The organism is Blautia sp. AF34-10 (genome assembly GCF_003477865.1).
In the GTDB taxonomy this organism is placed as follows: Bacteria; Bacillota; Clostridia; order Lachnospirales; family Lachnospiraceae; genus Fusicatenibacter; species Fusicatenibacter saccharivorans.
In genome coordinates, this window is the sequence record NZ_QUED01000014.1 from 13,534 (window position 1) to 39,586 (window position 26,053).

The 26,053-nt window shown below is 42.2% G+C and carries 16 protein-coding genes, 2 pseudogenes and 1 riboswitch; of the genes and pseudogenes, 16 read left to right on the forward strand and 2 right to left on the reverse strand.

Translation table 11 applies throughout. The annotated features are described in order from the left end of the window. Positions 1-432: 432 nt before the first annotated feature. On the reverse strand, positions 433-1,632 hold the full coding sequence (locus DWZ60_RS10010; protein WP_022463022.1) for a helix-turn-helix domain-containing protein: 1,200 nt from the start codon (positions 1,630-1,632) through the stop codon (positions 433-435). A gap of 220 nt (positions 1,633-1,852) precedes the next feature. Between DWZ60_RS10010 and DWZ60_RS10015 the strand changes: the two genes are divergently transcribed. From DWZ60_RS10015 to DWZ60_RS18160, 8 genes and pseudogenes are all read left to right on the forward strand, one after another. Further along, on the forward strand, positions 1,853-4,303 hold the full coding sequence (locus DWZ60_RS10015) for a beta-galactosidase (protein ID WP_119221599.1): 2,451 nt from the start codon (positions 1,853-1,855) through the stop codon (positions 4,301-4,303). A gap of 92 nt (positions 4,304-4,395) precedes the next feature. Then, positions 4,396-5,583, forward strand: coding sequence for an MFS transporter (locus DWZ60_RS10020; RefSeq protein WP_243038283.1), 1,188 nt, complete (start codon positions 4,396-4,398; stop codon positions 5,581-5,583). Further along, a complete protein-coding gene (locus DWZ60_RS18150; RefSeq protein WP_243038284.1) occupies positions 5,538-5,828 on the forward strand; it encodes a hypothetical protein in 291 nt (96 codons plus the stop codon). Before DWZ60_RS10020 ends, DWZ60_RS18150 begins: the two co-directional genes overlap by 46 nt. Before the next feature lie 114 nt (positions 5,829-5,942). Further along, a pseudogene (locus DWZ60_RS10025) lies at positions 5,943-7,975 on the forward strand (GH36-type glycosyl hydrolase domain-containing protein); the annotation flags it as partial. 33 nt (positions 7,976-8,008) lie between these two features. Next, positions 8,009-8,290 carry a glycosyl hydrolase family 65 protein gene (locus tag DWZ60_RS19880; RefSeq protein WP_330422258.1) on the forward strand — a complete coding sequence of 94 codons (282 nt, stop codon included), beginning with the start codon at positions 8,009-8,011 and terminating at the stop codon, positions 8,288-8,290. 49 nt (positions 8,291-8,339) lie between these two features. Beyond that, positions 8,340-10,763: a glycoside hydrolase family 3 protein gene (locus DWZ60_RS10030; RefSeq protein ID WP_119221600.1), complete on the forward strand. Its 2,424-nt coding sequence runs from the start codon at positions 8,340-8,342 to the stop codon at positions 10,761-10,763. Further along, positions 10,764-11,924: a glycoside hydrolase family 3 protein gene (locus tag DWZ60_RS18155; protein ID WP_243038285.1), complete on the forward strand. Its 1,161-nt coding sequence runs from the start codon at positions 10,764-10,766 to the stop codon at positions 11,922-11,924. Next, positions 11,912-13,177 (forward strand): glycoside hydrolase family 3 C-terminal domain-containing protein, encoded by a 1,266-nt coding sequence (locus DWZ60_RS18160; RefSeq protein ID WP_243038286.1) that lies wholly within the window; start codon positions 11,912-11,914, stop codon positions 13,175-13,177. The genes DWZ60_RS18155 and DWZ60_RS18160 overlap by 13 nt, the downstream gene beginning before the upstream one ends. A gap of 23 nt (positions 13,178-13,200) precedes the next feature. On the opposite strand, the gene DWZ60_RS21220 is transcribed toward DWZ60_RS18160, so the two are convergent. Next, entirely contained in the window at positions 13,201-13,407 is a 207-nt protein-coding gene (locus DWZ60_RS21220; RefSeq protein WP_119221601.1) for a helix-turn-helix domain-containing protein, read from the reverse strand. A gap of 446 nt (positions 13,408-13,853) precedes the next feature. Continuing rightward, a riboswitch (cyclic di-GMP riboswitch) is annotated at positions 13,854-13,929 on the forward strand. A 99-nt stretch (positions 13,930-14,028) separates the two neighbouring features. Between DWZ60_RS21220 and DWZ60_RS18165 the strand changes: the two genes are divergently transcribed. The 8 genes and pseudogenes from DWZ60_RS18165 to DWZ60_RS10075 all read left to right on the forward strand — a co-directional run bounded on the left by DWZ60_RS18165 (position 14,029) and on the right by DWZ60_RS10075 (position 26,052). Continuing rightward, positions 14,029-14,697 (forward strand): extracellular solute-binding protein, encoded by a 669-nt coding sequence (locus tag DWZ60_RS18165; RefSeq protein WP_243038287.1) that lies wholly within the window; start codon positions 14,029-14,031, stop codon positions 14,695-14,697. Between the two features lie 179 nt (positions 14,698-14,876). Next, positions 14,877-15,872: a 5'-nucleotidase C-terminal domain-containing protein gene (locus tag DWZ60_RS18170; protein WP_243038288.1), complete on the forward strand. Its 996-nt coding sequence runs from the start codon at positions 14,877-14,879 to the stop codon at positions 15,870-15,872. 146 nt (positions 15,873-16,018) lie between these two features. Further along, positions 16,019-18,184 carry an ATP-binding protein gene (locus tag DWZ60_RS10055; RefSeq protein ID WP_243038289.1) on the forward strand — a complete coding sequence of 722 codons (2,166 nt, stop codon included), beginning with the start codon at positions 16,019-16,021 and terminating at the stop codon, positions 18,182-18,184. 45 nt (positions 18,185-18,229) lie between these two features. Beyond that, positions 18,230-19,045, forward strand: coding sequence for a substrate-binding periplasmic protein (locus tag DWZ60_RS10060; protein WP_117761575.1), 816 nt, complete (start codon positions 18,230-18,232; stop codon positions 19,043-19,045). Further along, on the forward strand, positions 19,029-21,191 hold the full coding sequence (locus DWZ60_RS10065) for an ATP-binding protein (protein WP_119221603.1): 2,163 nt from the start codon (positions 19,029-19,031) through the stop codon (positions 21,189-21,191). Before DWZ60_RS10060 ends, DWZ60_RS10065 begins: the two co-directional genes overlap by 17 nt. A 55-nt stretch (positions 21,192-21,246) precedes the next feature. Continuing rightward, positions 21,247-21,567, forward strand: a complete 321-nt coding sequence (locus DWZ60_RS18175) for a hypothetical protein (RefSeq protein ID WP_243038290.1) — start codon at positions 21,247-21,249, stop codon at positions 21,565-21,567. Next, positions 21,567-23,096, forward strand: coding sequence for an extracellular solute-binding protein (locus tag DWZ60_RS10070; RefSeq protein WP_243038291.1), 1,530 nt, complete (start codon positions 21,567-21,569; stop codon positions 23,094-23,096). Before DWZ60_RS18175 ends, DWZ60_RS10070 begins: the two co-directional genes overlap by 1 nt. Before the next feature lie 5 nt (positions 23,097-23,101). Continuing rightward, positions 23,102-26,052 (forward strand): annotated as a pseudogene (locus DWZ60_RS10075) (ATP-binding response regulator). The last annotated feature ends 1 nt before the right edge of the window (position 26,053 follow it).

Below are 26,053 nucleotides of genomic sequence, written 5' to 3' on the forward strand. Positions count from 1 at the left end.
CTTATGTCCCGTAGGATGGACATATCCCCTCTCTTTTTGTCCGGGGGATGGTCTTTTTTTCCGAAGCAGCTTGCAAATGCTTCGGATTTCGCGCTTTCAACTTTGGCTATTATAGCATTTCCCGGAAAGATTCGCAATGAAGGAGGAAGAAAAAAGTATATTTCCACAGAAATGTCAGAAAATAAGGGGTGAAACGACAGATTGTATGATGAACTCAGAGGGATTGAAACAAGGATTGAAAGCTTTTTTTATGTTCTGTTTTACAAACATCTCGGACACAGTGAAATTGTAAACCATGATGATCCGGCGTTTGTGAAACTGGTTTATCATCTGCACTGATGTTCATTCTTAGCAAAAACCTCATCGGCTGTTTTCATACAAAAGATAAAACGGCAGGTGAGGTTTTTGTAATGGGCCTCTGGAAAGGATAAACTAAAGCCGTATAGTATCCATTACACCGGATTTTTTCCGGTATTCTAAAGGAGTCATATGATACTGTTTTTTGAATAAACTCTGAAAATGAGGCTGGCTGGAAAAGCAGAGATAACTGCTGATTTCAGCCAGACTTTTTGTACTGTAGGTTAAAAGCATTTTAGCTTCTTCTAATTTACATCTTGTAATGAAAGCACCTATGGTAAAGCCGAGCTCAGTTTTGAATTTTTTCATCGTGTAGGAAGTACTTTTCTGAATGGAATCCGCGACATCATTCACAGAGATGGATTCGTTTGTATGTGTACGGATAAAATTCATACAGGTATAAACTTCTCTTGAGATTCCAGCAGGGATTTTGGTTTCACCTGCCTGCTGACAAAAATCCAGAATCATGGAGTATTGCAGTGCCTGGATTTTTTCCAGTGACTGCAGTGCCTCGCATTCCTGAATATAAAGATCCAGAAGCTGATATGTTTTTTCAATATCTACTCCTCCCGGAATGGCACCAAGAACAGCGGTTTTGATTGCTGTCACGATAAAAAGATTTTTGGCATGGCGAATCGGGGTTTTTGCAAGTCTGCCTTCTTCTAATTGTAATGTATTATTCTTCAAAAAATTCTGCAAAGCATTTACATTTCCGTTTTGAACAAACTGAAAAAGTTCGCATTCAAACTGGTAAGTGTTATGCATCTTTTTATTTTCCATATTTTCTGTAATGGATTTCAAATGCTGCTGGCTCTGCCGCAATTGCTGGGGTGCACGCTGTCCCAATAATTTCAACACACTGATTTCCTTGTGGTTCACACATTGATGCAGGAAAACAAGATGCTGACAAAATTGGATATGTGATAACCGGGGAATGGAGGCGAGAGCCTCAGCGATTACTTCCTTGTACTTCAGGGGCGTGGCAGAGTCATGCATATAACTGCGGACGAGCTCATCTGTCACAGGAACGGAAAAAACCGGGCCTAAGATGATATATTCACCAGTAGCTTCAATTTGGACAGAGCCATATACAATGTCGGGAGATGCAAAACGAAATTCGGGATTATAATCGGATGGATAAAGCGGATAAGGGCTCTCTGTTGAGATGTGGAGCTGTTCTGATAAAGCAGAGTAAATAGCTCCTGCTTCAGTAATTAGATTCGTAGGAATTCCTGTAACGGCATAGTAATTTTTACAAAAAGTAACATAATTCATATGATATTCTCCTGATATCTGTGGGATGCAGTGGATCAAATTTTCGTTTGAAAGTTTCTGCAAAGCAATTCACGATTCCTTCACTTCCAAATTTAAAGTATAAAATGGAAAAAGAAAAATAACAATACGAAAACATATAATTTTGTATGTTTTTATGTAATATCTTTCCTTTCATTTTTGATAAAGTGCGATTAGAAAAAAGGAAAGGCGGATCATACGTATGAGACAACCGATTAAAATTAATAAAACGAATCCAAATAAAGGTGTTCTCGATTATTCTTATCTTTTGGATGCACCAGCTGGAAAACATGGATTTGTAACGACAAGGAATGGCCATTTTTATTTTGAAGATGGTGTAAGGGCAAAATTTCTTGGGTTTAATGTGGCTGCAAGATCAAATACCCCGGATCATGAAACCGCAGAGAAACTGGCGGAACGTTTTGCGAGCCTGGGCGTGAATGTGATTCGGCTCCATGCAGCAGATGCCCCAATCAGCGAAGAACCACGCAGCTGGTCCAGCTGTAAAGAAGCTCCACTTTTAGATTATGAAAAAGGAAACGGGAGAGAATTTCATCCGGAAGGTCTGGATCGATTTGACTATTTTGTCGCAAAATTGAAAGAGCGGGGTATTTACTTTCACATTGATCTTATCGTTGCAAGAGATTTTGTAGAAGGAGATGGGCTGGACTACCCAGGAAATGCGGGAAGCTGCATCAAACGTTTTCCCATGTACAATAAACGGATGATAGAGCTGCAAAAAGAATATGCCAGAAAGATTCTCTGTCATGTGAATCCTTATACAGGTCTTGCGCTGATTGACGATCCGGCGGTGATCACGGTTCAGATCAATAATGAAGATTCTGCGATTAAAGGAACGATGGAAACGGATCAGCGGGAAGAGATGCAGCCATATCGGGATGAGGTACAAAATCGTTTTAACAGCTTCCTCTTGATGAAATATGGAACAAGAGAGCGTCTGAAAGAAGCATGGACGTTTGAAGGAAAATGTGCGCTTGGCGAGGAAGAAGATCCGGAGAAAGGAACTGTGCAGGGAGCCGCAGGTAATTTCTATCAGCCGGAATGCGACCCTTTGGGAAAATGGGAAGAAAATGAAAGTCCGGCCCGCTATGCTGATTTTATGGAATTTGGCATTACGATGAATCGTAATTTTTATCAGGATATGAAAGATTATCTTCATTCCCTTGGAGTAAAAGTTCCGATCGTGACAAGCAATCTGGTTGCCGGTGCAGCGGATGTATATGGCCATACCGACGGGGATTTTATGGAAAATAACAGCTATTTTAATCACCCGCTGCTTCCGATCCAGGAGGCAAATACCTATCTGGTTGCAGGGCCGGCCGAATATGTGTCAACGAACCCGCTGACCATGCAGACAGGAGTTGGTTCTATGGCAACAACACTTTTAAATCTTGCTTCCGTTGCCATTGTAAAAGGAAAGCCTTTCATGCTCAGTGAGTGGAACGAATATGGGGAACATCCTTTCCATTCGACAGCATATGTGCACACGGTTGCCTATGCATGCTTGAACGACTGGGACGGACTGATTTTATACAATTATCATACGTCGGAAAAGGCGGACGATCAGCCGGACGATGAAATCTGGAGTGTTTTTGATGTATATAATGATCCGGCGGTTATCTGTCAGTGGGGATTTATGGCATCTGTATTTCTCAAAGGGCTGGTATCGGCGGCTAAAAATCGTGTAGATGTCGTATATACACAGAACGATTTGAAAACACTGCCGAAAATGCACGCAATGCCAACTACTTTTTTACCTTACATCACATGTATGCGAAATGTATTCCTGGACGGAGGGGATACCTATCAGGGAGACGCGGCTGTTGCAGTGAACGCAGGATTTTTGAATGGGGCAGATCTCTCGGAGGCAGAACACGGTGTGTATTATGCATGGTCACCGTATCGTGACGCATGGCGGAAATATAAAGACCACAACAGGCTGAAACAGGCAGCGAAGAATGCAGAAGAGATACGAGAAGGCGTGTATCTGGGAGCACAGGCACTTGTCTTTGATGAAATTCAGAAAATCGCAGGCACAGGAGATTATCGTGAATTTGCTGCAATTCTTGACCGGGCAATGAAAGAATGGAAGATACTTTCGGAGGAATGTGGTCTGGTAGATGGAAAACTGATTTCTGATACAAAAGAGCTGGTGTTTGATCCGGCACATGCCCGGTTCGTAATTCATACACCGTATTGCGGATATTTCAGTGGAAGCCCAGCAGAAAGTCTGCGGCTGTCTGAAAAAATTGAGATCCAGTCAGAAAATGAGCGGATTACGCTGGCACTTCTTCCAGTGGGAAAGGAAAAACTGGAGCAGGCAGAGGAATTTGTGATCACTGCGATGGGAACAACGGGAATGGACAAGACAACGTATCAGGAAGGTGCACAGATGATGGGCTTTCCGTTTACAGCAGTACACTTTCAGGGAAAATTATATGCCGAAACGCTGGAAGGAAGAATCTACGTAAAAGCTAAGGAGGCCGTTCTTACAGCATTAGATCCGACGGGAAATGAAATTGGAAGAATAGAAGGAAAAGAGACAGAAAAAGGAGTATGTTTTCTTCTGTCAGGCAATCTTCCAAGTGTTCAATATAATTTAAAAATAAAAAAAGAATGCCCAAATATATAATATTAAATTGCTATATGTAATAAAAGAAACAAAATACTTGATAGAATACAAGTATAAAACAGCGGCTGTAAAAAACGATGGGAGAAAAAGATATGGGAAAAAAGAAACAAAAAGTCCTCTATGATGCAGACGGGGCAAGAAGAGTTATGAGAAAAACAGATTATATGGCTGATATGGGAGGTCAGTTAGCATTAGGCGTGATGGCCAATCTGGTTGGCCAGCTTACTTACTTTTATACAGATAAAGTCGGCATGGCGGTAGGCGGAGTCGGAATTGCGATGATGATCGCTAAGATTATAGATGCACTGACGGACGTTCTGGTGGGAAATATGATTGACCACTCCAAAGGTGGGAATAAGAAATATTACTCCTGGATGCTGAAAATGGCGATTCCTGCAGCAGTCATCATCATTATGATGTTTACGGTCCCGATTCAGGCAGGACAGACAGCGGCATTGATTTATGTACTGGTTACCAATCTTCTTTTAACAGCAGTTATTTATACTATGATTGCCACACCGTTTTCAGCGGTTATGATTGTGCGTACCCACAGCCAGAGTGAGCGAAGCAATATGGGGCTGTTCCGTGCAGTCGGAAACTACGGTGCCGGAACAATCATTGCTATTATCACAATTCCGGTAACCAATATGCTGGGTGGTACACAGAGTGCATGGATCAAATATGGTGTTGCGCTTGCACTTGGCGTTTTATTACTTTTCCTGATCTGCTACAACAATGGAAGAAAAGCAAAATTTGCTTCGGATTATGAAAGCGAATCGGAAAACGCATCAGAAACAGCACCGGCAGAAACAGAAGAAGAGGAAGCAGTTCCATTTAAAGATGCTATAAAAATGTTATTGCAGAATAAATACTGGGTGATCGTCCTTCTGTTCAATTTGATTACCAATATTACCGCTGCAGTGGCAGCAGCCTCGGGTACATACTATGCAAAATGGATTTTTGGCAACGATAATCTTGTTGCAGTCATAGGAGCGGCAGGTATGCTGGCAACGGTAATCGGATTTGTGGTTTCCAAGCCGATCATTTCGAAGCTGGGTGTTACAAAAACAATTCAGCTTGGGTTAATGGGAGCTGCCATTCCATCCCTGATCCGCTGCTTTATTCCGGAAAACTTTATGGTTTATGCAGCAACCAGCCTTGTGGCGAGCTTTATCCAGATTCCACTGATGTGTCTGTACGGCGTATTAACAGCAATGACGGTAGATTATAACGAATGGAAATATGGAAAGAAATTAGTTGCAATGTCGGGCGGAGCATAGGATTTGGAAGTAAAGTGGGAAGCGGCCTTGGATCTGTTATCTTATCCGCATTTCTTGCCATTGGCGGATATCAGGCATCTCTGGAAAGTGCAACTGCTTCCATGCGATATTCGATTTATGGATTTTCCAACTATCTTCCGCTGGTTGCAAACCTGGCTATGTTCCTGATTTTTACCAGATTTGATCTGGAAGAAAAATTACCAAAGATGCGGGAAGAAGTACTTGCGAGAAAAGAGAAAAAATAAACGGAGAAACTACAAGGTCGTACAGGAAAGACTGTACCGACTTTGCAGTTGTCATTCAATTTACAGAAACTGCCAGTGGCAGGCTCTGTAGGTTAAAAATAAGGAGAATTGAAAATGAGCGATACATTATGCAATGAAAAAAAGAAACCTTATACATTTTCAGAAGATGGAAATTCCTGCATTATAACAGAAACCAGAACACCAAGATACTGGTATAATTATCTGTGGAATGAAAATCATTACTGTGCGCAGATTTCCCAGACAGGACATGGGCGCAGCTATTACCTCAGTGAAAAAGCAGATATGTGTATGATGAATCAGGACGATGCAAGATATATCTATCTAAGAGACGAGAAAAGCAAAGAATGCTGGAATATCGGCGAAGGTCCATTAAATACGGAAGTAGAAAATTATCAGTGCGTACACAGCATTGGATCTTCCAGAATCCAGTCTTCTTATCAGAATATTGCAAGTTCCTGGCGGCTGTTTGTACCGGAAGACGGATACCAGGAAGTGTGGACTTTGAAAATAAAAAATACAGGGGAAAGACAGCGCCATCTCAGCATATTTTCAGCAGTCAGCTTTTATCTGGAGGGCTTTTCTTATCCGCGATATTATGAAATGTATCGTTGTATGGAAACAGATTATGATGAAAAGTTAAAGGGTGTATATTGCAGATCCGCACATCCTTTCGCACCGCACAAAAGATACAACGCATTTCTGGCAGCATCAGAGCCGGCATACGCATATGATGGAAATCTGGAAGCATTTTGCGGGACAACCAGTACCATAACAAGGCTGGATGCATCAGCAAGCGCGCTCTTCCAGAGACCGGACATTGTCGTAAAGGGAAAAGACTGTACAAATTCCAAAGCGGCCCTTTTTATTCTGGGCGGTGTGCTGCAGCATAAAATTGTGCTACAGCCAGGAGAAGAAAAAGAATTACAGTTTGTATTTGGAATCAGTGAATCACTTGAAGAGGCAAGGGCGGTATCGGAAAAGTTTTCCAATTCTGCAGTTGTGGAAAAGGAACTTGAAAAAGCAGAAACGCATTATCTGGAAAAATATCGTTCGCTGACCGTGGAAACGCCGGATGAAAAAATCAATCACATGATGAATAACTGGGTGAAAAAACAGGTGGATTTTTGCATTGTCGGGAAAAAAGGAGTCCGCGATAATCTTCAGATTGCAGTTGGCCTGTTAAACTATCGGCAGGAAACAGCAAAAAAAGAGATTCTGGAATGTCTTCGCCATCAGTTTCGGGATGGTCATGGAGTTCTTACGTGGTATCCTTATGATGATACCCGGTATTCCGATCAGCCGTTCTGGATCATATGGGCTGTCTGCCAGCTGATAAAAGAAACGGGAGACTTTTCTATCCTGGATCTGGAGATTGAATGGCAGGATGGAGGGAAGGCGGCTGTTCTGGATCATGTGAAAGCGGCTGTGAATCGATTGCTGCAGGATAAAGGAAAGCATGGACTGGTACGGATTTATTTTGCGGACTGGAATGATGCACTCAATGTTACAACGGATGAATATGCGGAATCCGTAATGCTTTCCCATCAGTCTGCCTGGCATTGAAGGAATTAGAAGCATTACTGAAGAAAAAAGGCGATCAGGTATATGCCGGAAAAATAGCAGAGGAATATCGTATCTTACGAAACAGCATTAATGCATATGCATGGGATGGAGCGTGGTACATGCGGGCGTTAAGTGATGTGGAGAATATTGGTTCCAAAAACAGCGAAGGAAGCAAAATTTATCTGAACGCGCAGACATGGGCTGTTTTAGGAGATGTTGCAGATGCAGAGAAATTACCAACGATATTAAAAGCAGTGGATTCCATGGAGCATGATTTTGGATTTCCGTTAAATCTTCCGCCGTATCAGAAGTATTCGCCCAATGTAGGGAGAATGTCCGGCATGCTGCCAGGATTGTTTGAAAATGGTGGTGTATACTGTCATGCTACAGGGTTTAAAATTCTGATGGACTGCAAGGTGGGGAGAGGAAGCAAAGCATTCGAAACACTGAAAAAAATTATGCCGGACAGTGATAAAAATCCATCCATGCAATCCGGAGCAGAACCATATGTTTTTACAAACTGTTATTCTACTAATCCCGGATATTATGGAAGATCCTACCAGTCCTGGACAACGGGAACTTCTGCGTGGTGCATGATGGGATTGTACGAAGGAATTCTCGGAATCAAACGGGATTACGATGGACTGCGGATCGATCCGTGTCTGCCGAAAGAATGGGAAAAGGCAGAAGTGACCAGACATTTTCGAGGTGCTGATTATCATGTAATCATCGAAAATCCAGATCATCTGGAAAAAGGAGTGCTTGAAATTAAGACAGATGGAGCAGTTTGCGATATGTCCGACAAAGCAGATGGGTTTGTGCTGCCTGATTTCAAGGATGGAAAAATGCATGAAGTCCATGTTATATTGCGTAAATAGACAAAAGAGGCTTGTTTAGGAAGACATCAGCAGAAAGAAAGGAAAAGAGATGAAAAAAAGTATTTTTCAGGAACTTGTGGAAGAATCAATTGTTCTTTTGAAAAATGAAGAGCAGATCTTGCCATTAAAAGAAAAAAAGGTGGCTTTTTTGGGACGGGCACAGATAGAAACCATTTTTTCGGGAAACGGTTCGGGAGCATCCAAATCCCTTGCAAACAAGAATCTCTTATGTGAATGTGAAAAAAGAGGAATCTGTGCAGAAGCAGGGTTAAAACAATTTTATACCAGCAATCAAAAAAACGAATCGGAAAAGTTTGTGATTGACGGTATTGATATCACAAATGTAGAAAATATGAACTGTGGTTTTATGTATGAGATCTTTGGAAAATATCAGCCGATGTGGACAGAGTATCACATTCCGGAGCAGCTGATGCAGAAAGCCAGGGAGTTTACCGATACCGCTGTTTTTGTGCTGGGAAGGAATGCCGGTGGGGAAGAATGTGACAGACACATCAAAGGTGATTATGAACTTACCGAATCCGAAAAAGAACTGCTGGAACAGGTGTGCTGTGTTTTTCCACATGTGATCGTTGTACTGAATATTAATGGAATGATCGATATGCAGTGGGTGAACGCCTATTCCGCAATCAAGGCCGTGGTGTTTCTGGGAATTCCGGGCGAAGAAGGCTGCGGAGCATTAGCTGATATTCTGACGGGGGCTGTGAATCCATCTGGCAAATTAAGTTTTTCCATGGCAGAGTCTTTCAAAGACTACCCGACAGCAGAAAATTTCACCTGGAATAAAGAACAGGAAGATGAAATTTTAACTTACGAAAATTATGGACTGGATGCAAAGGCAAATGGAAGTACAGGATATACGAAAAGCCCGGTAACGGTGTATCAGGAAGACATTTATCTGGGGTATCGCTATTTTGATACCTTTCGGAAACTGGTATTGTACCCCTTTGGATATGGAATGTCTTACACATCGTTTACGATTCTTCCGAAAGAGATGAAACAGGAAAAAGAAGAGGTGGAATTTATTACGGAGGTAACAAATTCCGGAAATTATGCAGGAAAAGAAACGATACAGCTTTATTTGTCCTGCTCTGGTACAGAGTCGGAAAAACCGGAAAAAGAATTAAAAGGCTTTGCAAAAACGAGACTTCTTGCTCCGGGGGAGAAGCAGAATATTTCGATCCGAATATCCATGCAGGATCTGGCAGGATATGTTGAGACATCTGCATCATATATCCTGGAAAAGGGAAAATATCAGTTTTTTATCGGAAATTCATCCCGTGAGACAATTTTTGCAGGAGAAATCCAGATAAGAGAAGATTACGTAATTAAAAAATGTGTGAATCGTCTTTGCGTGCAAAACTGCAATGTAGAGCATTTGCAGGTACTATCTGCAAGAGAAGGACGAAAAAAGGTCCGAATGCATGAAAAGAAAAAAGAAGAGACCGATGGTTTAAAAGAGCAGGAAAGATATGATCTTTTACGGGATGAAATGGAACAAGTAAAAAATTTCAGTATCGAACAGCTGGCTGCATTGTGTGTGGGGTATGGACCTGGAATTCCATTTGCAGCGTTCAGCAAACAGGAACAGCCGGAAACTATATTGGATGGTCAGGGAAATCCAATGACCAAAAACGATCATCCAGTCGGAGCAAAAGGATATGTCTCCCCGGCTATGCCAGAAAAAGGTATTCATTCCATTTTTTATAAAGATGGACCGGCAGGTGTGGGAACGGGGGCCTGGCCAACGGCTATGCTGATTTCCTGCGCATTCAATAAAGAACTGTGGGAAGCGTTTGGAAATGCGGTTGGCGCAGAGTGCGAAAAGAAAGCGGTTGACGTATGGCTGGCACCAGCAGTCAATCTGCACCGGAATCCGCTTTGCGGGCGAAATTTTGAATATTTTTCGGAGGATCCTTATCTGACCGGAATCTGTGCGGTCCAGATTACAAAGGGCGTTCAGGAAAATCATCCTGTCTGCGTCTGCCCCAAACATTTTGCCGTGAATGAACAGGAAACGTATCGAAGAGGAAGTGCGAAGAAGCGGTACGATGCGGTAGATTCCATCCTTACGGAACGTGCATTGCGGGAACTTTATCTGAAACCTTTTGAAATGTTGGTTCGAGATGCCGGAGTATCCTTTATTATGACATCGTTTAATAAAATTAATGGGGTTCTTGCAGCTGGAAATCGAGATTTGTGTACGCATATTTTACGGGAAGAATGGAACTTTGATGGTGTTGTCGTTACTGACTGGGGCGATATGGATATTGTCGCAGATGGCGGCGATGCTGTGGCAGCGGGAAATGATATTGTGATGCCGGGTGGCCCGCCGGTGATCCGGCAGATTTTGCAGGCCTATCAGGAGAGACGGATTACCAGAAAAGATCTGGAAAGGAGTGTTGCAAGATTGTTACATGTTCTGAAGTTATTTGAGAAAGGGGAGCGTATTTAAATGAAATCATATAGGGATCATACACTGGGTGCCAAAGAAAGAGCCTCTCTTCTGCTCAAAGAAATGAGCCTTGATGAAAAGATGGCACAGATTAACTGTGTTTTTCCTTTTGATCAGGATGCCTATAACTTTGAAAAAATTCAGCAGGAGACAAAATACGGAATGGGAGAAGTAAGCACGCTGGAAATGCGCAGGATGGAGACACTTGATGAAGTGGCTGCATGGCAGAGAAAAGTGCAGAAAATTGTGATGGAAAACAGTGCCCATCGAATACCGGCAATCTTTCATATGGAAGGATTGTGCGGGGCCTTCATTCAGGACTCCACCAGTTTTCCGTCTGGGATTGGCAGGGGAGCAAGTTTTGATCCCAAGCTGGAAGAACAGATTGCAGAAATTGTGAGCAGACAGGAAACGGCCTGTGGTATTACCCATATACTGGCACCGGTTCTGGATGTGGCAAGAGATCCGCGTATGGGCCGTTTTGGAGAAAGTTATGGAGAAGATGCTTCCCTTGTAAGTGCGATGGGGGCAGCGTATACGAAAGGAATACAAAAGAATACAGTTGCTTCAAGAAAAGCAGAAAGTGTGGCAAAACATTTTGTGGCTTTTCATAATTCGCAGGGTGGAATTCATGGAACACACAGCGAAACGCCGACGCGACTTTTAGAAGAAGTGTTTGCAAAACCTTTCCAGGCAGCAATCACAGAGTCAGATCTGAAAGGTATTATGCCTTGTTATTGCTCTGTGAATGGAGAAGATGTATCTGCTTCTCATAACATGCTTACGAAACTGCTTCGGAAAAAAATGGGATTTGACGGCATGTGCATCAGCGATTACGGTGCAGTGGGAAATGCGCATAGTGTACATCATATTGGAGAAACATTTGAAGAAGCCGGTGCGATGTGTCTTCATGCGGGAATGGATATCGAGATGCCGTCCTGTACTGGCTATAATGAGAAATTAAAAGAGATGTTTTCAAGTGGAAAACTGGATATCCATATTTTGGATACAGCGGTTTTGCGGGTTCTGGAGGGAAAATTCAGAATGGGCTTATTTGAAAATCCCTATGCGCTGGAAGGAAAAGAGCTTCATGCTCTTGTAATGCAGGAAGCAGACAGGACACTTCCCTGCGGTCGGCCAGAGAATCCATGGTACTGCTGAAAAATGACGGCGTATTGCCGATTGCGGCAAAAGGGAAAAAAATCGCGGTGATCGGACCGCATGCCGGGTATGCCAGAAAAATGTTTGGTGGATACACACATATGTGCATGATGGAGTCTACCTATGCGATTGCCAATTCTATTGCAGGTGTAAGCGGAGTTGTACAGGCAGATGCAGATGAGATTATTACGGTTCCGGGAACCAATATTCAGTCTGATGAGACAGAGCAGTTTGATCAGATCCTGAAAAGACAGAAACCGCAATGCAGAAATCTGTATGAAGAATTACAAATCCGCTTTCCGGAAAGTGAGATTTTATATGCATATGGCTATCCGATTGCAGGAAACGACGAAAGTCATTTTGAAGAAGCGCTGCAGGCAGCAAAGCAGGCAGACATTGTGATACTGACGCTTGGCGGTAAGCACGGAACGTGTTCTATGGCATCAATGGGAGAAGGAATTGACAGTACTGATATTAACCTTCCAAAATGTCAGGATGCATTTATTCGCAAGGCTGCGCAGCTTGGAAAACCATTGGTTGGCGTTCACTTTGATGGAAGACCGATTTCCAGTGATGCTGCAGAGGAATATTTAGATGCTATTCTGGAAGCATGGAGTCCATCGGAAACAGGAGCAGAAGCAGTAGTTGATATTTTAACCGGAATATATAATCCGGGAGGAAAACTTCCGGTTACCGTTGCTTATGGAGTGGGACAGCTTCCGGTTTATTACAATCATCCATATGGTTCCTCCTGGGATCAGAGCGGCAGTATCGGTTTTGCCAATTATGTGAATATGCCGCACAGACCGAGATATTATTTTGGATACGGACTGTCGTATACAACATTTACATATTCGGATTTACATATCTCGATGGGAAATGAAAAGGCAGCAGATACGGTTCAGATCTCCTGCGCTGTTGAGAACACGGGAAGCTGTGAAGGAGATGAGGTTGTCCAGCTTTATTTACGAGATGAATATGCCAGCCTGACAAGACCAGTAAAAGAACTGGCAGGTTTTAAGCGCATTCACCTGCGAAAGGGCGAAAAGAAAACGGTATGCTTTGAGGTGAAAACGGATCAAATGGCTTTTCTGGACATTGATATGCACTGGAAAGTGGAAAAAGGACGATATGCAGTAGAGGTCGGAAGTTCTTCAGAAGATATTCGTTTAAGAGGAAGCTACTGTGTGAAAGAAAATAAATGGGTTGCGGGAAGAAACAGAGCGTTTTGGGCAAGTGCCGCAGCGAAATAAAAAGAACAGAACCGGATGCCATTTTATACAAAGCGGCATTCGGTTCTGTTCTTGCGGTATTCCCGTGGGGAGCAGTTCATTTTTTTACGGAAACATTTTCCGAAATAGGACTGCTGGCTGAAGCCGGTCTGCAGGACGATCTGTCTGATGGGAAGTGCGGTTTCTGTTATCTCCGTGATTTGTTTTCTATGTTTTGGCAATATCTTAATAATTTCTGCAGATATTTTCATATTATTTTTTCGATATAATAAGTATACTTGCTGTAAAAAGGATTGTAAAGGTAGTCTAAATGGACAATAATAGTTTATCACATACAACGTGGAATTGTAAGTACCATATGAACCAGAGCAGGAAAACCTGCCGTTGCTGATCACACTTGAAAAAATATGTGTAGCTTTGGGCGTGACATTATCGCAGTTTTTTCGAGAAGATAATTCAGAGAATCTGACAGAAAAACAGAAAGAAGTTCTAGGGATATGGAATGATCTGAGTACAAATGAGCAGGAAACAGTAATGTCAATGCTGCGTGGACTTCGGAAGTAAGAGAACAGTTCGAGTATATGTATCGGCTGTTCTTTTTTTGTTTTTGAACGTTAAAATGTTAATTTTTTTCTTGTGTATAGTAGAACACTAAAGTATAATAAAATCAGTTTTTTACATAAGATTAAAGCTATAATAAGGAAATTGGCAAACCAGATGAAAGTCTGGGACGCAAAGCTACAGGGCCTTTAAAATGGCAGCCAGTTGCATAAAATGAGGTGCACTGTCTGTCTGACGGTGCTTTTTTACGGTGTTATTTCATAGACGTAACAATAATGATTTTATCAGGAAAGAATGAGGAAAATAAAAGTATGAAAAAGGCAAAACGTTGTCTGATAGCAGTGGTGTCAGGTGTACTTGTAGCATCTGCTGTCTTGTCTGGATGTGGACAGTCAAAGAAAGAAGTATCTATAAATGATGATCATCTTACCGTTTATCTGTGGGAAAATCGTTTGATGAAAAATATTGCACCCTATATCCATGAACAGTTTCCAGATCAGGATATTGAATTTATTATAGGTAACAATGATACCGATTTATACAGTTATTTTAAAGAACATGATGAATTACCGGATATTATAACAGTACGTCGATTTTCTGGAACAGATGCACAGGACTTACAGCCTTATCTTATGGATTTTGCTTCTTATGATGTTGTTTCCAAGTATTATTCTTATGCGGTGCAATATTATAAGAATGCGGAGGATGAAATCCAGTGGCTGCCAATCTGTGGTATTCCGCAGACGATCATTGCCAACAAAACACTGTTTGATCAGTATGGCGTAAAGATTCCAGAAAATTATGAGGAATATGTACAGGCATGTCAGCAGTTTTATGATAATGGCATAAAACCGTATTCCATGGATCTTGGTGAAGACTGGTCTAATAATGAAATCATCCAGGCTGCAGCAATCGGTGAGTTTACAAGCTGGATGGTATTGAATGGCGAAACGGTGCAGAGACTGCAGCGGATGAAGTAAAGTTTGATGATGTATTATGGAAACGTATTTTTTCAGAAACCAGTCAGTTTCTTAAGGACTCGCATTTTGGTAAAGAAGATATCAATATTGATATCAATACAGGAACCCAGATGTTTGTCGAAGGAAAATCAGCAATGTTTCATGGACATCCGACGGTTATGCAGCAGCTGCAGAAACAGATGGATGCGGAGCTGATCCGTATTCCTTACTTTTCACAGACATCGGATGAATCCTATGTGTACATGACTCCGTCCTTAAACATTGCATTTAACAAAAACCTGGAAAAAGATCGGGAGAAACTGGATACTGCGCTGGATGTGCTGGATTGTATGATTTCAGAAGAGGGGCAAAAGCTGATTGCGGATGGAAGCGGTGTTATTTCATTGAATACAGATGTTCCAACCATGATGCAGGATGTGCCTGGACTGGAAGAGGAAATTAATCATAATGCTGTTTATATCCGATATTCCGCTCAAAAATCATTTGATGCAAGTCTTGAGGCTGTTCACGGATTACTGTCAGGGGAAATGGATGAAACACAGGCTTATGATACTTTTCGCAGTGTAATGAATCGTAAAGATCCAGAAGAAAAAGCAACGGTGAATTTTGAAAATGAATATTCCATTTCACTGAACGATAGAAATGGCCGTGATGCAGCATCTTCCATTTTAACTACGATCAGAGAAGAAAATGATGCACAGCTGGCTCTGGCACCATATTATTATTTCACTTCTTCTATGTACAAAGGAGAATGCACCAGCAGCCGGGTTGGCATGATGACAGCGAAGAGTTCAGATACACCATTATATGTTGCAAAAATCAATGGTAAACAGGTTTATGAACTCGTGGAAAATTATCTTGCTGATGCTGATGAGAATTTTTACGTAACCAATAAATACGAATTACCAATTGCATCCGGTATGAAAATGATCGTCAATCAAGAGGAAAGTGGATTTTCGTTAAAGGACTTAACAGTTAATGATAAGAAAATAGACAAAGAAAAGGAATACTCGATTCTTCTTACAGACACCACAATGTCCGTTTTGAAAAAAATAAATCCGAAATGTGAGATTGAGCAGCTTAAAGATACAACATTATCAAGTGCATGGACCGAAGCAATGTCAAATGGACAGCAGCCGTCAGCACCGGAAGACTATATAGAGGTTGAACAGTAAAAGTGGAGATAGAACAAAAGGTAAACAAAAGAAAAAAAATAACAAGGCTGTTGCTTATACTACTTATGATTCTTTTAAGCTTAGTTTGTATCAAGTATCTTATAAGTAAGTCTAATAAGTATATCAGCGAAAATGGAAAAAGCAGTATGGGAGCTGTTGTTGAACAGATACAGCAGACCTATGATCTTCAGGTGAGTGGATACTACAGCCAGCTGCAGTTGGTTGAGGAATTCTTACTTCATGAGAGGGAACTGTCTCTTGAAACGGATACGAACAAAAATTTCTTTGAAGCATGGGAAAAAGAATCGGAAAGTACTCTTATATTCCTTCAGGAAAATGGTCAGGCAATATCAGCAGGTGGAACAAAAATGCGGATTGATATGCCAAGTAAACTTCTGCTGGACTTAAAGAACGGATACAATATTGGAAAACTGGTGCGTCTTGATTATGATCAGAAGAAAAAAGACGGTTATCTGGTTGCGATTCCATGTCAGAAATACACGATCAATGGAGAAACTTATACGGCAATTGGAACTGTGTATGATCATTCGAAACTGGATTCCATGTTAAAATTGAAAGGTTATCATGGAAAAGCATATTTGTTCATGCTGGATCATGACGGAAATATTACGTATACGAACCAGAGTGGAGATAAATACCTGCGTAATTATTCTTTGTTAAAACATTTAAAAGGGGAACAGGCTATTACAGAAGAAGAGGCTGATTTGTTCAAAAAGAAGTTTGATAACAGAGAATCCGGAGTTGCACTTTTGGGAAAACAGAACCCCTATTATCTGGGGTATTGCCCGATAGAAAGCAACAACACCATTTTGGTGTGCATTGTGGCTAAGGGAGTTGTGGACAATGTGCTGATGGATTACCAGAAAACGGTGTTGTTTACAACAATACTCATGGCAGGTTTTATACTTTTACTTTTTGCCGGATTATTCTACAGTATTTCCAGACTTAGTCTTGCAGATCAAAAAGCAGAATATGAAAAAAGAAATAATGAACTTCATTTACAAACAATGAAGGAAATGGAAGTAGTCAATCAAAAACTGAAAAAGGCAAAGAACGTTGCAACAGAGGCTTTACAGACAGCTGAAAATGCAAATAAGGCGAAAACGGATTTCCTGTCTAATATGTCACATGATATTCGTACTCCTATGAATGCAATCATTGGTATCACATCTTTGATCAGACATGATGCAGGTAATAAAGTAAAAGTTATAGAGTATGCAGATAAAATAGATATTTCATCGCAGCATCTGTTGGGAATTATCAATGACGTTCTGGATATGAGCAAGATTGAGGCGGGAAAAACAGTCTTCAAATATTCTGACTTTTCTATTCTGGATCTTGTACAGGAACTTAACACTATATTTCATACTCAAATATATGAAAAGCAGCAGACCCTTACAATCATAAAAGAAAATATTCAGCATGAGTGGGTGAATGGGGATCAGGTTCACCTGATGCAGATTTTCAGCAACCTGCTTTCCAATGCAGTGAAGTATACCCAGGAAGGTGGGAAAATTCAGTTCTTTGTAGAAGAATGTGAGACAAAGTCATCTGTCTATGCAAAGTACCGTTTCTTAGTTAGCGATAATGGTATGGGAATGTCGGCAGATTTCAAGGATACAATTTTTGATGCGTTTACCCGTGCGGAAAGTTCCCTTACAAATAAAATACAGGGAACAGGACTTGGAATGGCGATTACTAAGAATCTGGTTGAGGCAATGGGAGGTACCATTGATGTGGAGAGTGAATTGGGACAGGGAAGCTGTTTTGAGGTTCTCTTGGATCTGAAAATTGCAGAGGATAGAACGGTTGCTCTGGCGGCACAAGAAGAAACAGATGAGCAGGATGGTAATATCCTTCAAGGAATGAGATTCCTGTGTGCAGAGGATAATGAGCTGAACGCAGAGATCCTGACGGAACTGTTAAAGATTGAAGGTGCGGAATGTACCATCTGTGAAAATGGCGAAGAGATTTTGAAGGCATTTGAGCAGTCTGCTCCAGGTGATTATGACATGATCCTGATGGATGTGCAGATGCCTGTTATGAATGGCTATGAGGCGACGAGGGCAATCCGCAGAAGTTCCCATGAACTGGCAAAGACGATACCGATCATTGCCATGACTGCCAATGCATTCTCAGAGGACATTCAGCATTCTCTGGCAGCCGGTATGAATGCACATGTTTCAAAACCGGTTGAGATGAAGGTGCTGGAAAAGACGATAAGAAGTATAAAAATCAGGCGGGGGGGGTACCGAACCGCAGGTCACTGTACAGTGATGAATGGAAAGTAACCGGATATAGAAGAATCAAAAAGGAGAGTTAGGGATAGACAGAAAATGAAAGGAAAAAGAGTGATTGCAGGCATTCTGCTTGCAGGGATTTTAGCAGTCACCCTGGCGGGGTGTAAAAACACAGATAACACGAAAGAAAAAACCGAAAAGCCTGTTATTACCCTCGGCAGCGACAGCTATCCACCATACAATTATCTGAATGAGGATGGTGTACCGACGGGAATCGATGTAGAACTGGCTGCGGAAGCTTTCAAAAGAATGGGATATCAGGTGGAGGTTGTCCAGATCAACTGGGAGAAGAAAAAAGAACTGGTGGAGAGCGGAGAGATTGACTGTATCATGGGCTGCTTTTCCATGGAAGGACGCCTTGACGATTACCGCTGGGCGGGACCATATATAGCAAGCCGGCAGGTGGTCGCTGTAAATGAGAACAGTGATCTCTATAAACTGAGTGACCTGGCGGGAAAGAACCTGGCTGTTCAGTCCACAACCAAACCGGAAGGCATCTTTCTGAACCGGACGGATCAGAGAATCCCCAAGCTGGGCAATCTGATCAGTCTGGGACACAGGGAGCTGATCTATACATTTCTTGGGAAAGGATATGTAGATGCAGTCGCCGCACATGAGGAATCTATTGTCCAGTATATGAAGGATTATGATACAAGCTTCCGCATCCTTGAAGAACCTTTGATGGTTGTGGGGATAGGAGTTGCTTTTGCAAAAGAGGATGACAGGGGAATCTGTGAGCAGATGGATCAGACACTGGAAGAAATGCGCCAGGATGGCACATCCCTGAAAATTATTGAAAAATATCTGGATGATCCCCAGAAGTATCTGGAGGTGGATGATCTTGGATATTAAGAGAAAGAAAAAAGAAAAACGAATCCAGCTATTCGGTGGTCTGATTGGAATCTGTGTGGCTGTAGTTTCTCTGTTTTATTTCTTTCATGCGGAGAAAGCGGAAGCAGAGAAAAGAATGGTAGAGATTGTAAATTATGTCAAAGTGCAGTGTTCCACCTACACCCATTATAATGAATCTTCGGAATCCAAAAGTCTTCTCCGTGCGATTGAAAGTGCCAGACAGATGAGTACGAATATCGATATGGAAATAGAAAACGGCGGTCAGCTAAGCCGGGATTTCCTGAAGGAAAACCTGCAGACTCTATGGGTGGATGGTATCATTGTACTGGATGCAGAAGGAAAGACGGACTGTGAATACAGCACGGATGAGTCTCTGGCTAATGAGATTACGGAGTATCTGCAAAAAGAAATTATCATGGATTTTGCCGGATATGAAGAAAGAAGCTATTCGGAACGGTTTACCAGGGAAGATGGATCCTTTATTGACATTGCAGCCTGCGCCAGAAAAGATGCACCGGGTATCGTTGCAATCTATTATTACACATCTCCTGAATTTGCCAGAAACTATACGCTGACGATACAGGGGCTTTTAAATGGTTATAGTATCCAGAAAGATGGAACGATTATCGTTGCAGATGACGGAATCGTTGTTGCCAGCAATAATGAGAGCCTGTTGGGACAGAATACAGCCGACAACGAAGTTGTTCAGGCAATGAAAAAGCATACAGACAGTCAGCATATCTATCATTTTAGGAAGGAAGGAATTGGATGTTATGGAATCATGCTGAAACAGCGTGATTATTATATCTACGCATATCTTCCGGATACGGAAGTGTTTTGTAATCTTCCATTAAGTGTTATAGGTGTTATTTTTCTTTATTTTCTGATGTTCGGCATATTCTGGTTCTGGACATACAGAACCAATCTGGCGCACCGGAAACAAGAATTTGAAAAAGATGAAAAATATAAAGCAGAACTTCTGACAGCAGCAAAAAAGGCAGAAGCCGCCAATGAGGCAAAAACAGAGTTCCTTCATCGTATGAGCCACGATATCAGGACTCCGATTAATGGAATCTACGGTTTGATCAATATGGCAGACCATTATGCAGATGATATGGAGAAGCAGAAGGAATACAGAACAAAGGTTAAAGCGGCATCCAATCTGTTGCTGGAACTGGTAAATGATGTTCTGGACATGAGTAAGCTGGAGTCGGGTGAAGTTGTTCTGGAAGAGAGTCCATTTAATCTGAGCAAAATCTCTGAGGAAGTGCTTGTTGTAATTGAACAGATTGCTGCAGAACAGAATATCCGGATTGTATGGGAGAAAAAAGAAATCATACACCGTGCTCTTATTGGAAGTCCGGGGTATGTAAAACGTGTGATGATGAATATCCTGTCCAATGCAGTGAAATATAACAGAGAAAATGGACATATTTATCTTAGCTGCATGGAAATCCCATCCGAACAGCCAGGAATGACGACAATGGAATTTATCTGCCGGGATACAGGAATCGGAATGACTGAGGAGTTCCAGAAACATATTTTTGAACCATTTGCACAGGAACATACAGGAAGCCGCACAAAGTTTGTCGGAACCGGACTGGGAATGGCCATTGCAAGGAAGCTGGTCGAGAAAATGGGTGGAACCATTACTTTTGAAAGTGAAAAAGGCGTAGGGACGACATTTGTGACCCGGGTTCCATTTAAAATAGATCCGGATGCGGATAAACGTGAAGAACAGAAGGAGGTATCCGAAAAATCTATAAAGGGATTGCATATTCTTCTGGCGGAAGATAATGAGCTGAATATGGAAATCGCTGAATTTATGCTTCAAAATGAGGGCGCGGACGTGATTAAAGCGTGGAATGGGCAGGAAGCGGTTGAGCTGTTCAGAAAAAGTGAACCTGGTGAATTTGATGTCATTCTTATGGACATTATGATGCCTGTAATGAATGGTTATGAAGCCACAAAGATGATCAGGTCTCTGGACAGAGAGGATGCAAAGGAGGTACCGATCATTGCAATGACAGCAAATGCCTTCACGGAGGACAGAATAAGAGCAAAAGAAGCAGGAATGGATGAACATGTTGCTAAGCCTGTTGATATGGAATTACTGATAAAAGTAATTCATAGATTGGTGGGGTGATAAAAAATTAGGAATTGCTGGATATATTGACAGGGCAAATGAAGGAGAACTTGTAATGAAAAAAATAAAATGGAACAGAGTTTTGGCTGTACTTTTGGCAATGGTGACAGCCGTATCACTACTGTCAGCATGTGGCAGTAAAAGTGCAGAGAAAGAAGATGCAGACACAATCACGGTGTACTTATGGAGCACAAGCCTGTATGAAAAATATGCACCATACATCCAGAAACAGCTCCCGGATATCAATGTTGAATTTGTTGTAGGCAACAACGATCTTGATTTCTACAGATTTCTGAATGAAAATGGTGGATTGCCGGATATTATAACCTGCTGTCGCTTTTCACTTCATGATGCAAGTTCCTTGAAAGACAGCTGATGGATCTTTCCACAACCAATGCGTCAGGCGCTGTCTATGATACATACCTTAGCAATTTTATGAATGAGGATGGAAGCGTAAACTGGCTTCCGGTGTGTGCAGATGCCCATGGCTTTGTAGTGAACAAAGACCTTTTTGAAAAGTATGATATCCCTCTTCCGACAGATTATGAAAGCTTTGTCTCTGCCTGCCAGGCATTTGACCAGGTGGGTATTCGTGGCTTTACTGCAGACTACTATTATGATTATACCTGTATGGAGACACTGCAGGGGCTGTCAGCATCAGAGTTGTCTTCTGTGGAAGGACGTAAGTGGCGTACTGCCTACAGTGACCCGGATAACACAAAAAGAGAAGGTCTGGACAGTACAGTCTGGCCGGAGGCTTTTGAACGTATGGAGCAGTTTATCCAGGATACCGGTCTGAGTCAGGATGATCTGGATATGAATTATGATGACATAGTTGAAATGTATCAAAGTGGCAAGCTTGCCATGTACTTTGGCAGCTCTGCCGGTGTAAAAATGTTTCAGGATCAGGGGATCAACACAACGTTTCTTCCATTCTTTCAGGAGAACGGTGAAAAGTGGATTATGACTACGCCATATTTCCAGGTGGCTTTAAACCGAGATCTGACACAGGATGAGACACGTCGAAAGAAAGCAATGAAGGTGTTGGACACAATGCTTTCGGAGGATGCGCAGAACCGGATCATTAGTGATGGACAGGATCTGTTAAGCTACAGTCAGGATGTGGAACTCCATCTTACACAATATATGAAAGATGTGAAACCTGTGATAGAGGAAAACCATATGTATATCCGTATTGCGTCAAATGACTTTTTCTCTGTGTCCAAGGATGTGGTGTCTAAGATGATTTCAGGAGAATATGATGCAGGGCAGGCTTATCAGTCATTTAATGCCCAGCTCCTTGAGGAGAAATCCACTTCTGAGAAAATAGTATTGGATTCACAGAAGGCTTATTCCAGTCGTTTCCACAGCAGTGGAGGTAATGAAGCATATTCTGTTATGGCAAACACTCTGCGTGGCATTTATGGAACAGATGTGCTGATTGCAACCGGAAACAGCTTTACGGGAAACGTGCTGAAAGCCGGCTATACAGAAAAAATGGCGGGAGACATGATCATGCCAAATAGTCTTTCGGCTTACAGCAGCAAGATGAGCGGAGCAGAACTGAAAGAGACAGTCAAAAATTTTGTAGAAGGCTATGAGGGCGGATTTATTCCGTTTAACCGAGGCTCTCTGCCTGTGGTCAGCGGCATTTCCGTGGAAGTCAAAGAAACAGATGATGGTTACATATTGAGCAAAGTTACAAAAGATGGAAAAAAAGTTCAGGACGAGGATACTTTCACGGTAACCTGCCTTGCGATATCTAAACACATGGAAGATTATCCGGCAGATGAGAATATTGTGTTTGATGGAGAAGATACCTTTGTGAAAGACACCTGGACAGGATATGTTTCAGATGGTGATGCCATTCTTGCAGAGCCTGAAGACTACATGACTCTGAGGTGAGAAGAATGGATATTAAGAATCATAATAAAGGCAGAAAGAAACCTGTCATGGGAAAACCATTCCAGATAGCTGTCTTTACAGCTGTTTTACTGGGAATTGTTCTGATGGTTTTCCGATATTTTGGATTTGTATCGAAAACTGTTTATGAGGAAAGTGTTTCTCATCTGACGGAAGTTTTTCATCAGTCTGATAACATGCTGAGAGAACTGACAGATAAGAATCTGACCTATCTTCATATGTGGGGTGAGAATCTGCAGAATACCTCCAGCGAAGACGAAATTCGTAATTATATAAAGAAAGCGCAGGAAGATGCCGGATTCTTAGATTTCTTTTTCTGTCAGCTGACGGGGATTACAAGATGGCGACAGGGGAAACCGGGTACCTTGGATTACAGGAAAACATTGAAGAGGAGATCCGGCAGGGAAATGATGTGATAGCGAATGCAGCAGTTCCCGGAAAGTCTCAGCTGCTTGTTTTTGCTACTCCCAGGGCCCATGGAATTTATCAGGGATTTGAATATGATGCAATTGCCATTGCCTATGAAAACTCTGATATCGTAGATGTGCTGGACATTTCTGCTTTCAATGGAAATGCCCAGAGCTTTGTTGTTCATCCGGATGGCCGTGTTGTGGTCGATCATTCTTCTGAGTCATGGGGGAATGTGTACAATTTCTTTGGTGTTCTGAGAGAGCATTCCAATATGTCTGAAAAAGAGATCAATGAGCTTTCGGAGAAGTTTAAAGCGGGACGCACCGATGCGATGCTGGTAAATCTGGATGAAAGAAACTATTATCTGGTCTATGAAAAATCAGATATTCAGGACTGGGTATTTCTGGGACTTGTACAGGCGGATATTGTCAATGCCAGTATGAACAGTCTGCAGCGTAGTACAATGCTTCTTGTGGCTGCGGTTTTGTTCTGTATTGCCGCCTTTTTTATCGGCCTTATTATTCAAAAAAACAGGATAAGCCTTAGAAGAAAGGACACACAGATCCGGTACAGAGACGAGCTTTTTCAAAAGCTGTCAATGAATGTGGATGACGTTTTTCTGATGCTGGATGCAAAAACATATCAGGCAGACTATATAAGCCCAAATGCGGAAAAACTGCTTGGTATTACGGTAGAACAGATTCGCAAAGATATTCGTGTTCTGGGAAAACTGCATCCAGAGGAACATGAAAATCCGGAGGAAAATTATCTTGAGGAAATCCAGGTGAATGAACAAAGAGAATGGGATTTTGAATATGTTCATCAGAAAACAGGGGAAAAACGCGGGTTCCATAATATTGCAATGGGCAGTGAGGTAAATGGGAAAAAGAAATACATCCTGGTTATGTCAGACCGTACTGCTGACTGGAAAATGAATCAGGCACTTTCTGAGGCAGTCCGTGCGGCGGAGACAGCAAACAGGGCTAAGAGTACTTTCCTTTCCAATATGTCTCACGATATCCGGACACCAATGAATGCGATCATCGGCTTTACCACACTGGCTGTAAGTAATATTGATAATCAGAAAAAAGTCAGAGATTATCTGAGCAAAATCCTTTCCTCCAGTAAACATCTGCTTTCACTGATCAATGATATCCTGGATATGAGCCGGATTGAGAGTGGAAAGATCCATCTGGAAGAAACGGAGGTCAGTCTGTCGGATGTGCTTCATGATCTGAAGACCATCATTAGCGGGCAGATCCATGCGAAACAGCTGGAGCTTTATATGGATGCAATGGATGTTACCAATGAGGATGTCTATTGCGACAAGACACGTTTGAATCAGGTGCTGCTGAATCTGCTGTCCAATGCAATCAAGTTTACTCCTGCAGGCGGAACTGTATCTGTCCGGCTGAAACAGTATCCAGGGACAGTAAAAGGCAGTGAACTATACGAGATCCGGGTAAAGGATAATGGAATCGGCATGAGTCAGGAATTTGTACAGAAGATCTTTTCTCCTTTTGAGCGGGAGCGGACTTCCACTGTGAGCAGAACCCAGGGCACAGGACTTGGCATGGCCATCACCAAGAATATTGTGGATATGATGGGTGGTACCATTGAGGTCCGGACAGAGCAGGGGAAAGGCACAGAATTTATTGTCCGTCTGCCATTTCGGACTCAGCCTGAGAATCACCGTATAGAGAAGATTGCAGAGCTGGAGGGCCTTAAGGCTCTGGTTGTAGATGACGATTTTAATACCTGTGACAGTGTGACAAAGATGCTTGTGAAGGTTGGAATGCGTTCGGAATGGACACTTTCCGGTAAGGAGGCTGTTCTGCGTGCAAGGCAGTCTATGGAGCTTGGGGATGCATTCCATGCTTATATTATTGACTGGCGTCTGCCGGATATGAATGGCATTGAGGTCACCAGACAGATCCGCAGTCTTGGTGATGATACGCCGATCATTATCCTGACTGCTTATGACTGGTCAGACATCGAAGTGGAAGCCAGGGCTGCAGGGGTGACTGCATTCTGTGCGAAGCCTCTTTTTATGTCAGATATCAGAGATACCCTGATGGCTGCTATCGGCCAGAATCAGGCTGAGCAGGAGAATCCCGTTCTTCCTGAGACAAGCTCAGATTTCAGAGGCAGGTGCATACTGCTTGTGGAAGACAATGAACTGAACCGTGAAATTGCGGTGGAGATCCTTAACGAATATGGCTTCATGGTTGATACTGCAGAAAATGGGGCAGAGGCAGTGGAGAAAGTTAAGAATTCGAAGCCATGTAATTATGATCTGGTGCTGATGGATGTGCAGATGCCGGTAATGAACGGATATGAGGCCACGAAGCAGATCCGTGCCCTTAGGGATCCGGCGCTGGCGGGAATTACCATCCTTGCCATGACTGCCAATGCTTTTGACGAAGACAAAAAGAAAGCACTGGAATGTGGTATGAATGGCTTCTTATCCAAGCCAATTGTTATAGAGGAATTGATCAGTACGTTACAAAACAATCTGGTAGATTAGT

What these genes read in the sequence shown, in the direction of transcription:
- DWZ60_RS18160 (WP_243038286.1), top strand. Translation starts at nt 11,912, where the DNA reads ATGGTACTGCTGAAAAATGACGGCGTATTGCCGATTGCGGCAAAAGGG.
- DWZ60_RS10055 (WP_243038289.1), top strand. Translation starts at nt 16,019, where the DNA reads ATGGGAGCTGTTGTTGAACAGATACAGCAGACCTATGATCTTCAGGTG.
- DWZ60_RS18155 (WP_243038285.1), top strand. Translation starts at nt 10,764, where the DNA reads ATGAAATCATATAGGGATCATACACTGGGTGCCAAAGAAAGAGCCTCT.
- DWZ60_RS10070 (WP_243038291.1), top strand. Translation starts at nt 21,567, where the DNA reads ATGGATCTTTCCACAACCAATGCGTCAGGCGCTGTCTATGATACATAC.
- DWZ60_RS10060 (WP_117761575.1), top strand. Translation starts at nt 18,230, where the DNA reads ATGAAAGGAAAAAGAGTGATTGCAGGCATTCTGCTTGCAGGGATTTTA.
- DWZ60_RS10020 (WP_243038283.1), top strand. Translation starts at nt 4,396, where the DNA reads ATGGGAAAAAAGAAACAAAAAGTCCTCTATGATGCAGACGGGGCAAGA.
- DWZ60_RS19880 (WP_330422258.1), top strand. Translation starts at nt 8,009, where the DNA reads ATGGGATTGTACGAAGGAATTCTCGGAATCAAACGGGATTACGATGGA.
- DWZ60_RS18150 (WP_243038284.1), top strand. Translation starts at nt 5,538, where the DNA reads ATGGAAATATGGAAAGAAATTAGTTGCAATGTCGGGCGGAGCATAGGA.
- DWZ60_RS10065 (WP_119221603.1), top strand. Translation starts at nt 19,029, where the DNA reads ATGATCTTGGATATTAAGAGAAAGAAAAAAGAAAAACGAATCCAGCTA.
- DWZ60_RS18170 (WP_243038288.1), top strand. Translation starts at nt 14,877, where the DNA reads ATGGATGCGGAGCTGATCCGTATTCCTTACTTTTCACAGACATCGGAT.
- DWZ60_RS21220 (WP_119221601.1), bottom strand. Translation starts at nt 13,407, where the DNA reads ATGAAAATATCTGCAGAAATTATTAAGATATTGCCAAAACATAGAAAA.
- DWZ60_RS18165 (WP_243038287.1), top strand. Translation starts at nt 14,029, where the DNA reads ATGAAAAAGGCAAAACGTTGTCTGATAGCAGTGGTGTCAGGTGTACTT.
- DWZ60_RS10010 (WP_022463022.1), bottom strand. Translation starts at nt 1,632, where the DNA reads ATGAATTATGTTACTTTTTGTAAAAATTACTATGCCGTTACAGGAATT.
- DWZ60_RS18175 (WP_243038290.1), top strand. Translation starts at nt 21,247, where the DNA reads ATGAAAAAAATAAAATGGAACAGAGTTTTGGCTGTACTTTTGGCAATG.
- DWZ60_RS10030 (WP_119221600.1), top strand. Translation starts at nt 8,340, where the DNA reads ATGAAAAAAAGTATTTTTCAGGAACTTGTGGAAGAATCAATTGTTCTT.
- DWZ60_RS10015 (WP_119221599.1), top strand. Translation starts at nt 1,853, where the DNA reads ATGAGACAACCGATTAAAATTAATAAAACGAATCCAAATAAAGGTGTT.